The 11,024-nt window shown below is 48.0% G+C and carries 8 protein-coding genes and 1 pseudogene; 4 read left to right on the top strand and 5 right to left on the bottom strand.

Annotation, left to right across the window (positions count from 1 at the left end; all coding sequences use genetic code 11):
* Nucleotides 1–13: 13 nt before the first annotated feature.
* From B3A20_RS03115 to B3A20_RS03100, 4 genes are all read right to left on the bottom strand, one after another.
* Entirely contained in the window at nt 14–337 is a 324-nt protein-coding gene (locus B3A20_RS03115; protein WP_290761707.1) for a DUF721 domain-containing protein, read from the bottom strand.
* An 18-nt stretch (nt 338–355) separates the two neighbouring features.
* Nucleotides 356–1,129, bottom strand: a complete 774-nt coding sequence (locus tag B3A20_RS03110; RefSeq protein ID WP_290761705.1) for an MlaE family ABC transporter permease — start codon at nt 1,127–1,129, stop codon at nt 356–358.
* A 21-nt stretch (nt 1,130–1,150) separates the two neighbouring features.
* Complete coding sequence (locus B3A20_RS03105) at nt 1,151–2,935, bottom strand: S41 family peptidase (RefSeq protein WP_290761703.1); 1,785 nt, start codon at nt 2,933–2,935, stop codon at nt 1,151–1,153.
* Between the two features lie 117 nt (nt 2,936–3,052).
* Complete coding sequence (locus B3A20_RS03100; RefSeq protein ID WP_290761701.1) at nt 3,053–3,904, bottom strand: sigma-70 family RNA polymerase sigma factor; 852 nt, start codon at nt 3,902–3,904, stop codon at nt 3,053–3,055.
* Nucleotides 3,905–4,038: 134 nt separating this feature from the next.
* Between B3A20_RS03100 and B3A20_RS03095 the strand changes: the two genes are divergently transcribed.
* The 4 genes from B3A20_RS03095 to B3A20_RS03080 all read left to right on the top strand — a co-directional run bounded on the left by B3A20_RS03095 (nt 4,039) and on the right by B3A20_RS03080 (nt 10,068).
* Nucleotides 4,039–5,298: a sensor histidine kinase gene (locus B3A20_RS03095; protein ID WP_290761699.1), complete on the top strand. Its 1,260-nt coding sequence runs from the start codon at nt 4,039–4,041 to the stop codon at nt 5,296–5,298.
* 176 nt (nt 5,299–5,474) lie between these two features.
* Nucleotides 5,475–6,746 (top strand): hypothetical protein, encoded by a 1,272-nt coding sequence (locus B3A20_RS03090; RefSeq protein ID WP_290761697.1) that lies wholly within the window; start codon nt 5,475–5,477, stop codon nt 6,744–6,746.
* Nucleotides 6,746–9,235, top strand: a complete 2,490-nt coding sequence (locus B3A20_RS03085; protein ID WP_290761695.1) for a hypothetical protein — start codon at nt 6,746–6,748, stop codon at nt 9,233–9,235. Before B3A20_RS03090 ends, B3A20_RS03085 begins: the two co-directional genes overlap by 1 nt.
* 68 nt (nt 9,236–9,303) lie before the next feature.
* Entirely contained in the window at nt 9,304–10,068 is a 765-nt protein-coding gene (locus tag B3A20_RS03080) for a hypothetical protein (RefSeq protein WP_290761693.1), read from the top strand.
* A gap of 128 nt (nt 10,069–10,196) precedes the next feature.
* Here B3A20_RS03080 and B3A20_RS03075 read toward each other — a convergent pair.
* A pseudogene (locus B3A20_RS03075) lies at nt 10,197–11,024 on the bottom strand (biotin attachment protein); the annotation flags it as partial.

The following is an 11,024-nucleotide window of genomic DNA, read 5'->3' as shown; positions in this document are numbered from 1 at the left end:
TATTAAACCCCTCTTAGACGAATCGTATGCCTTGTATAAAAGGCTTCCCTAAGAGGGTATTACATTTACCAATAATAGCTTTTTTTTGGAGGTTTAACTCGAACTTTAGCACCGAGTTAGCGACCTTAAGCACCAATATATTTTTGTCGATTTTTTCGGGCTTTACATGCTCCACTAGGAGGGGACCAACCACCTCCGAAAACCGCTCCGAAATGGTCTTGAAGTTCATATCTTCGGTGATATGGTTCTTCTGGAGAACGCGTTCTAAAAGAACTTGAATGTCCTGAACTTTGTTCCCCGTGTAGCTCTTGTTGCTTGTGCGTTTTGTTTCGAACATTTGTACAAATTTATCGCGTTAAACAAGCAACAATTTGGAGAGGGTGAACCCGCCAATAAGGATGCTAGTCATGCCGGCAACCACGGTTGCCTTGGTGCTCTTGCCCACGCCTTCTGCACCGCTATGGGTAAAGAAACCGAAGAAGCAAGCGTAACTCGAAATGAAGAATCCGTAAAGCGTTGCTTTGATAAGGCCCACGACCAAGTCCCAGTTTTGATAGAACATGCGTACGCCGTAAAAAAACACCGAGAACGAAACTTCCTTGTACAAGTGCGCGACTTCGTAACCGCCGACAATACCGATGAAAATGCTCAAGATAGTGAGCACCGGAAGCATGATGACTGTTGCTATGAGTCTTGGTGCAAGCAAATATTTATAAGGGTTAAGTCCTAATACTTTGTATGCATCAAGCTGTTCTGTGACAGCCATTGTGCCAAGTTCCGAACACATCGAAGCTCCAATGCGCCCTGCAAGCACCATCGCCGTAAGGATTGGGCAAAGTTCCACCATCACGGATTTGCCGACGGCCATACCGACAAACATCATGGGAATCATGTCGCCAAACTGGTAAGCGAGCTGCCAGGACATAATGGCGCCTGTTGCAAGCGATGCGGCGAACACCACGGGAATGCTCGTGATGCCCACATGGTACATCTGTTCGACTGTTGTATGCAAGTTGGTGAAGGCTCCGGGAATATTCTTGAACAGTTCCCAGATGAAAAGCACGTAACCCACCACCTTATTCAGGAAGCGTCTTACGGCTCGTCCAAGGCCTTCGGCCATTTTGTTCATTAACGAAATCAAGTTGAACCGTTACTTCTTGGGCTTTGCGGCGTTCTTCTTCTGTTTCGGCGGAGCGCTGATGGCTTTCTTGTAAAGCTGCATGTCGCTCAGGTACTTGATGGCTTCGTTCAGCTGCTTGTCGCGCTTGAGCGAGAAGGCTGTGCTGACGGAGTCGTTCACGAATGCCGTGAGGAGTTCGCGCTTGATGGCATCCTTGATGTAGTCCTTGTTGGCTTCGAACTGGGCATCTCGGTTGTCTTCAAGAGCCTTGCGCATTTCGCTGATACGCTTCACGAGCGTAGAATCAGAAATGGTCTTGGCGCTGTCGCCCATGTAGTTCTGTTCACGGATGATGCTCTTTTCGAGCTGGTCCACGCCGACGAGAGCGTTGCTCTTGACCTTCATGAAGTTTGTGTCTTTCTTGCAGAATGCCTTAAACTGCGTGAAGAGAGAATCAGGCACGGCCCATTCGGAGTTCACCTTGACGCCGGCTTTTTCGAGGCTCGGGCGAATCTTGACGGCGAACTTGAAGTACATGGCCATGCGTTCCTGGACTTGGACAACCCACGGCATCGGGTCAAGTTCCACATCGACGTCTGGCTTGATGCCGCCACCGCCGAACATCATACGGCCGTTGTTCGTATAGAACGTGTCGCGCTTGGCAGTGTCTGCCTTGATAGAATCAGTCTTGGCAACGTCTTTTTCTTCATCTTCGTATTCTTCGTCTTGCAGGGCGAGGCCCTTGATGCCGTTTTCAGGCTTGTTGATGCAACGACCGAAGGGGAGGTAGTAGAATGCCGTTGTGAGCTTGAGGGCGTTCCCCTGGTTGTCGAGCGGGAAGATTGTCTGCACAGAGCCCTTACCAAACGAAGTCTTACCGACGATCAAGGCGCGGTCCCAGTCTTGCAGTGCGCCAGAAACAATTTCTGCAGCGCTTGCGGAACCCTGGTTCACAAGGACGACCATCGGAACTTCCGGCTTTACGAGCGGGGTTCTGCGGGCTGCACTTTCGGTCTTCTGGGTGCGGCCACGGGTGCTAACGATGACGTTACCCGGCTTGAGGAACAGTTCGCTGATTTCAATCGCCTGGTTCAGAAGTCCACCCGGATTGTAGCGCATGTCGAGGATGAGCTTCTTCATGCCCTGCTTCTGGAGGCTGCGGAGGGCGTTTTCAACATCACTTGTCGTCTTATCGCTAAAGGTGGCAAGCTTGATGTAGCCGATTTCCGGAGTGACCATGCCGTAATACGGGACGGCGTGAACGATAATTTCTGCTCTGGTGATGGTGTAGTCCATGAGGTCGGGAACGCCTTCGCGTTCAATGGCGACCGTCACGTCTGTGCCGATTTTACCACGGAGCTTGTTGACCGCGTCATCGAGCGACATGCCTTTTGTTTCTTTACCGTCAATTTTGCGGATGCGGTCGCCTGCACGGATGCCGAGCTTGAATGCCGGAGTGCCGGAGAGCGGCGAAATAACTGTGAGGATATTGTCGCGAAGGCTAATCGTGATGCCAACTCCACCGAACTTACCTTCCATCGAGACGCGAAGGCTTTCGTAATCCTTTGGAGCGAAAACGGTTGTGTGCGGGTCGAGAATGTTTCTGATGCCATTGATGGCGGCGTCCGTGAGTTCCGTCGGGTTGACGTTTTCTACGTACTTGCGGTTGACTTCGGAAAGCACCTTGTTCAATCGTGAAACTTCGTCGTAAAAATCTCCGGGAGGAGTTTTCTTGTCGGTAGCGGCGTTCGCGATGCAAAGCGCGGACAGCGTTGCCATGAATACAGAGCGGAAACAAAAAGATTTAAACATCATGCTCTAAAAATACAATTTCCTATAAAAAATCACCACCTTATAAGGAAAAACCGGCTATGAATAGCCGGTTTTTTTACGAAAGGAGAGAGTATGAAACTTGTTAGGAGCAATAAAGTGTTATGCAGCTTCGCAGAGGAGGCGTTCAACTTCGGCATCGCGGAGCTTGTTCAAAGCGTTTTCCTTGAGCTGGCGCACGCGTTCCTTGGAGAGACCTACCATCGGAGCGATTTCCTTCAGGTTCAGGTCGGAATCCATCTTGAAACCGTAATAGAGCTTGATGATTTCCTTTTCCTGGTTAGAGAGGTTTTTGTCCATCACCTTGTCGAACACTTCGGCGCGGTTGTTGTTGTCGGCGAGTTCATCGGTGCGGCTCTCGGAATCGAAAATGGTATCGCCAAGCGTTGCGTCTCCGTCTTCATTGACCGGAGTATCGAGCGAAGATGTGGAATTGCCCATCATGAGAATCTTTTCGATTTCGTCGGCCTTGTACTTGGAAAGACCTTCGAGAGACTGGGCGTTGACCGTGTAGGTCCCGCCAATCACCTGCTGGACATCCTTGGCATGGCGGTTGAAACGGCGGAGCATCAGTTCCTTTTCGGCGCTAATGCGGATCATGCGGCCTTTTTCGGAGAGCGCGCGGGTGATGTTCTGGCGAATCCACCACACGGCGTAGCTGATAAACTTGATTTTCAGGGAGCGGTCAAAACGGCGAGCCGCTTCAATGAGTCCCATGTTCCCTTCGTTGATCAGTTCCATGATGTCGAGACCGCGACCCTTGTAGAGGTTAGCGATGTTTACGACAAAGCGGAGGTTGGAGTTGACCAACATGTCCAAGGCAGCCTTGTTGCCTTCGGCGGACTTCTTAAGCAATACTGTTTCCTGTTCTCTTGTGAGCAACGGGTAACGAGAAATGTCGTTCAGGTATTGCATGTAAATGTCTTTTTGATCTCGATTGTTAAGGGTTTTCATGGTGACCTCCTCATTTTTACATTTTCAAATTTACCTCCGTTTTAAGTTCCTTGTGTCATTACTTAGAATGCTGCGTGCAAAAGTTAAATTGAGTTTTTGTTAAAAAAAATCGTGATTTTTGTCACGAAATTGTCATGACTGGTCAAAAAGGTGGTCAAATAACTACATTTTTTGCTATGAATGACAATCGCTCTACATTTTGTAATGAAAAAAGTGCTGGCTTTATCCAGAAAATGCGAAACTTCCTCTCGGTCTTGCAAGAGATGGACTTTGAACGTAATGAAGAAAAGGTTCGTAAGATTCTGGAGGACGACCGTGAATTTATTCGGTTCCCGATTCCCTTTTTTTTGCCGGCGCTCCTTATTTGGCTGTTTATGCTTCTGTTCCCGCTGGTGTTTATCATGGACCCCTCAAACGCCTCTAGCGTCAATTTAAATGGTCTCCTTACTTTCTATTTTCCGTTACTTTGTACATTGCTTATCTTTATGCTGAACCAGAGGTACTTGGTCCCGCTTTGTATCTTTAAAAAACGTTACGGCTTGTATTTCCTTAGCAACTCGGTCTTGGTGTTTGCTACGCTGTTCTTGCGTGAAGTGATGTTGTTTGTGATGGAACGGACTCCGGACGATGGCGTCTCTTATTTTTTTGATGCCTATTGCTTTTCTTCGCTTAAGGGTCATTTTAGCTTTGGTACTGTGGCAACTTTTGTAATGCTGGTGAGCCTAGTTTGCCTGATTTGCGTCTTTTACCACCTGACGCTTCGTCAGATTATGCGAGCTTTTATTTTGCGTGAGCAAAAACGCATGGGCCTCCAGTATGAACTGGATTTTTTAAAAAATCAGTTAAGCCCGCATTTTCTCTTCAATACTTTGAACAATATATCGGCTTTGATTCAAATTGACCCGAAACGTGCCGAAAGTTCTATGAACAAACTTTCACAACTTTTGCGTGTGATGTTGTACCAAGTCAAGGACAAGTACATTACATTGCAAGAAGATGTGGATATCTTGCAAAAGTACGCCGATTTGGAAAAGCTCCGTCTCGATGAAAGTTTTGATTTTGTCTTTGATGTAAAACTTGATAATCCGAACATGATGATAGAGCCGTTGCTGATGATGCCTTTGATGGAAAATGCGATGAAGCATTGTGTGAACCCGAACGGAAAAAGTTTTGCACATGTCTTGATAGCGCAAACGGGTGACGAAGTCCACTTCCACTCCGAAAATTCCAATTTTCCTCGGAAGTCGAACCGCAAAAATGGCGGACTTGGGCTTTCGACATTCGAAAAGCGCCTGGACATGATTTACTCGGGAGCATACGAGTACTCTGTGAATATTGTCGATGATGTATATATAAGTGATTTGACCATTCACCTGAAAAAAGAAAATTCATAAAATTTTTTAGCGGACCCCTTTACACAATAAAAAAAATATTGTAGTTTATTTGACGCTTCGATTTAGTCGGGGCGTTTTGCTATATCATTATTTATATTCATTCCTTACATCGTTAAATAAATCCGTTACGGCTGAATAGGCCTGTTTATTCTCAAAGTCAATATAAAGGAAATCCTATGATTTGTAGGATGTTTAAGGGTATTGCCTTGGCGGGAGCGATGTTTGCTCTTGAAGGCTTTGCCGATGAATGTAAGGGCGTCGCGCTGTACACTGACGGTAGCGATAATGGTCAAATGGTTGAAGCGGGGAGGACGTTCCCGGAGTCGCCGGAGTGGAAGGCGAACTGGGGAAATTTCGATGGAATGGAAGCTCCGTACATCCGTCTTTCTGGCATTAAAAATGTAGAGGGTGACTGGAAGGGATTGCTTTCGTTCCCGTCGTTTCCGGTGCGGGTTGAAGGAGGTGCGCTGCGGCTGAAAGTCCGTGCTACACAGAATGCAAAGTTCGGTGTCTGGCTGAAGGAAAGTTCGTCGGAGAGTCGCGTCTACTACGTGAACTTGACGGCGAATAAAACGCAATCATTGGATATCCCGCTTGCAAATTTGGGCGTGAACGGCATATTTGATGTCGCGAATATCGGTATTGGACTTTTCCAGGTGCCGCAAAACCAGTATACGACTCTCTTTATTGACGATATTGGGTTTAGCTGTGTGAAAAGTTCTGGAAGCTCGGAATCGTCATCTTCTGAATTTGTTGCGGAGGGACCGTGGACGTATGAATTTCCCAATACGGAATCATGGTCAGCGAATCGTGAACCGCGACTTTTGCCTGCGTTGGAACCGGAATTCAGTGCCGCTTATTCGGCGCAAAAGAGAAACGCTCTTGCGTCGACAACGGATGCGGATTTTATTGTGGGCATGCTGGATCACTTGAAAATTGCGAACAGCATTGGCGCTACTGAAATGACGGCTAAAAAATCGCGGTTGGCATGGTATGATAATTTGTACACTGTTGTTCGTAACAGGCTGCGCGAAAACATCGTGGCAAATCCGAAACAGCTTTATTTCGAAGCGGAGGCAATCGCCGCACGGTCTGATTATACGGTTATTCCTTTGCTTGTTGCGGATTTGGAATATGAATACACTATGTGCGCCGATTCTGAATGTGCGACCATGCGAAATGAAAATGCGCATTTGCTTACAGCTGGACTTCCGACATCGTTTGTACGTGGCTCTAAGATAAGCATCGTGCTAGACCCGTATTTTGTTGTGACAAAGCAGCGTGAATTGCCCTCCATTTCTGTATGCGTTTCAGGAACGTGTAAACCGATTGCGCCAAAAGAACGGCTGGAGCTTGAGTTCCCGTCATCGGGGTTGCAGGTTATTGTCGTCAAGTTGAAAAGCGATGGACGAAATGTTGAACAGAAACTCTTTGTGGAGGTAAAATAATGATGCGTTTATTGTGGCTTGCCCTTTTGGCATTTTTTTCGTCTAATGTTATGGCCGCATATAAGGATTATTCGTTCTTTGTAAACGATGCGGATAGACTTTGTATGGAGTATGGCAAGATGCTCTTGGGCCCGGTTGGGTTTGATAATGATGGAAACCCGTGTTCGGGTAAAGTAGAATCCGTTCGAATCCGCATAATCGATGCTCCTGCAGATGAAAGCTCGACGACTGGAATCTATCTGGAACGCCCGTTCTTGATTATTGATGGGATCAACCTAGACCCTGTAGAAAAGAAGACTTTGACCGACTTGCATAATGAAATCAATCAGGTGTGGCTCCCGGTTCTGCTTAAGAATCTAGGATATACGCCAATCTTGGTGCAGTTCACGGAAACGGTTAGGACGTCGCTTCAGGAAAACTCCAAGGTACTGAGCCAACTGTTTTCGTTCTTGAACCATAACCGGTATTTGCCGTTTCCTGGGGCGAGAGAAGATGGCTTTGTCGTGATGGGGATTAGCCAGGGCGGCGTTATTGGACGCTATGGAGCTTACCTGTACGATACGCATCGTGGGTCCATTGATGCTCCGATTCGCTTGTTCTCGTCGCTGGATTCTCCGCATCAGGGCGCTGTTATGCCGATGGGCCTTTTCAATACGGTTGCCTTTTGGGCCAATAACGGCTCGTCGTCGGCGCAAATGTTTAAGGATATTTTGCTTTCGAAGGGGGCGGCGGATTTGCTTGTTTACGAAAACAAGTGCGATGGGGCTTCGTGCAAGTCTGATGTGAATACGAAGGGGAGGTTCCTTTTTGAAGATTACCGCAAGGCCGCTGAATATAAGGGATTCCCGACAGTGCTTGTTTCTCAAGGACAGTTGAAGGGCTTTAGCCCTGAGCACAAGAATAATTATTACCACTTGGAGCGCCATGTTGAAAAGGGACCACTTACGCTGGGATCTGCAGTAAGCCGTATGCACTATTCTGAAAATAATGGTACGGTTGCTCGTAATCGTAAAAAGGAGACGACGGATGACGCTGTGCTTGACGATTACAAGGGCGTGTCCAAGTATGACTTTATTCAAGGCTCAACATATCCGTTTGCGGCGACTATCTACAATTCACTTCGTGAAGGCTTTTATGATGCTATGCCCACGAACATGAAAGAAAAAGTGTTCCTTTTCAGTATTAAGCTGAATACATATTGGGGTGCGGATGAGCTGACGCAGGACCGTAGTACGTTCATCCCGACTGTTAGCGCTATGGACATGAAGTGCAATGGAGACTTGGCGATTCGTTCAGATTGTGGCTTTACGCAGTCTTCCGTTGGATTCCCGTTTGAAAATCCGGGGAATAGGAGTACTGCAACGGCTGCTTTTGCGGTAGATCCGTCTCACCCGCGCTATGCAGAAGCCATAAGCGGTCGCCATATCGAGTTGCCTTTAGAATCAACGGTGGGAAAGTCCGTGCTTGATGGCATGAAGTATGATTTGTGGCGCATCTTGTGCGAGGTTGCGAAGCATGATTACGATTATGAATTAGGGCAGTTCCGAAATCCGAAGCTTATCGGATATTTTGCACCGAATACATCATGTATGGATGCTTCCAAGATGCCGGACATTATCAATAATGTGGGGCTTTATAGAAAGGTGCCGTTTGCCTATGCGCGATACGACTACAATATCGATGCGACTGAGCGAGAAACTTCTGTGAAGTTTAGCGTTCCGGCTGGCTGGAAGAAGGTCGCTACTTGGAACTATGGTGAAAACATCCAGCCGAATACTTCATTTGAAGTGAGTGTCAAGGTTGATAATCCGAAGGGCAACTGGATGAAGGCCGAACTTCTTGTGTGCCGCCTGAAGGGTTGTTCCGGACATTTGCAGTTGAATGAATATTCTGTCCCTGTCGATGGCAAAAAGCATACGTTGCGTTGGCAGATGCCTGCCAATGATGGCGCGCTTAACGGAATGCACTGGTTCCGTCTAGTGCTGAATTCGGATGGTGGCGATGTGACTGTGTCAGACGTGTCCCTCATCTTGAACACGCAAAGTGACCAGATGGTCCCGCCAAATATAGGCTCTGCAAGCATTTATCCGGGACGTTATGAGTTTTTCCCGTGGACGAATGAAGTTCGTGGAACACCTTACGTGGATGAACTGGGGGCAGGTCTTGAGTTTGCGTTTGACAAGGCTCGTCGTGGTGTTCATTTTGACTTTGGGAATGCTGTTTCGATGGACGATTACAGCAATCTTGTTGTGGATTATTGGCCGGGAACATGCCAGCGGACGATTGCCTATTTTGACTCGAAAAAGTTGACCGACGCGAACCTTGATAACGGTAGATTGCAAAATGGATTTGTACGTAAAATTTTACCTTTGAGTGAAATTATAGATACGGATGTTACTCCGCATGGCTCAAAGTCCGCTCGCCGCTTGAATTTGCAGTCTGTTGTGCCCAATGAACGCTGTGTTGTCAAATCAATTACGTTGCAGTGACGGCACCTTGTTGTAATGGACGTTTTATGGTATATTAAAGGAGCATTGAAAACATGAAGGAGAACAAAATGAAAAAATCAATTCTTTTCAGTATTATATCTGTGGCTTTTTTGACTTTGTGTGGCTGTATTAATCCACACTTAAGCTCGATGGGCGCTTCTCAGATGATTGTCGCTCACCAGCCGAGACTCGCTGTTAACGGGGATTCCTCTTCTATGACCTTGTCTGTCGATGCTTTTGGCGGCGCTAAAATGTTTGGCCGTAGTATTGATGATGGGTTTGCTGCAGGTGGAACGGCGGCCTTGAATTACAGGCCGTTTGGATTCTCGAATCCATTCTACGTGGAAGCAGCCTTTGGTGGCAAGGGCGGGCAGGCTTCGTTTGACTGCACTGAAGCGAGCAAGTGCAATGACGGCTACCTCGTCTGGCTGGGAAGTAAGGCTGGAAAGGAAAAATATTCATTTTGGAGCTTGCAGGAACGCATCGCATTGGGCGCTGACTTTAACGTAGGTCCTGTTATTTTGGGCCTTGGCTTCGGCGTCCAAATTTTTGAAGGTGGTGGCGATTTTGACGATATGCGTGACTATCTTGGAAAGAGTCTTGCAGATAACGACGATGAAGGTTATGGTGTCAAACTTTATTCTTCGGCGCGCGTTGGAGCTAGGCTCGGACAAAATGGTGTAATTGCGCTCAATACAGATTTCATGTGGCTCAAGACATTGAACATCGGCGTGATGCTGAATTACTATCATCCTTCCGGATTCCATGGTGGCGTCTTTGCTGCTGACAAAGTCGGCTTCGGTGTGAACTTCGGCAAGACGTTTAGCTTCTAGTCTGTAGAGAGAAAATGCTCCCTTCGGCTGGTTTGTGAGCTTTGTTTGAATGGTGTAAAAAAGGCTTCGAGCGGATGCTCGAAGCCTTTTCAGTGCTTGGGGCGAAGTCTTTTGACTTTCGCGAAAGCTTACTTGCTGAGGGTCTGAACCTGAACGTCCCAGCTCTGGTTGCCGAGGGCGATGCGGTAGGTGCTTGCAGCGCCAGCCTTCATGTTCTTGGTGTCGACAGCAGGTGCTGCGTTCGGGTCCTTCTTGGGAACGCCAATGTGGCGGTTGCCCTTGAGGAATTCGATACCCTTGTTGCCAGCCTTCGTCTGGAGGCAGCCCGTGATGAAGATGGTTTCGTCGGTAACCGGCAGACCATTTTCTTCGAGGAGAGCCTTGGCCTTCGGAATGCCCGGTTCGAGGATTTCTTCTGCGCACTGGACGCCCGGATAGGCTTCCTTGAACGGCTTCATGTTGAACTGGTCGGCAGCAATCTTCACGAGTTCCGGATCCGGTTCGCAAGGAGTCTTGCCCTGGTAACCGAGGAGCATCTTGCCGTAGCCTTCGGTCATCTTGAACCAAGTACCGCGGCCTGCAGCCTGGTTCAAGGTGTTCATGTAAGCCTGCTGGAAGTAGAACTGAGAAACCGGCGTCACAGAGGATGCGAAACCACCGCGGCGGACGCATTCACTCATGTTTTCGATAACCTTCGGGAAGAGGTGGAAGGTCTTGGTTTCGCGCATCATGAGCGTGTTGGCCGTGAGAGCGCCACCCGGCATCGGGCTGAAGATAACGTCGGTCGTGATCTGACGTGCTTCAGGCGGGAAGTTGTAGTCCTTGAGGCATTCAACAGCGACGTTGTTTGCTTCCATGAGTTCCGGAATGTGATCGTCGACGATGCTGTCTTCACCGAGGGCGAGCTTGTATTCCGTACCCTTGAGGGCGTGGAACATGGAGAAGAGGTCCGGCTG

It is taken from the genome of Fibrobacter sp. UBA4297 (assembly GCF_002394865.1).
GTDB lineage: Bacteria > Fibrobacterota > Fibrobacteria > Fibrobacterales > Fibrobacteraceae > Fibrobacter.
This window is presented reverse-complemented; position numbering and strand designations above follow the sequence as displayed.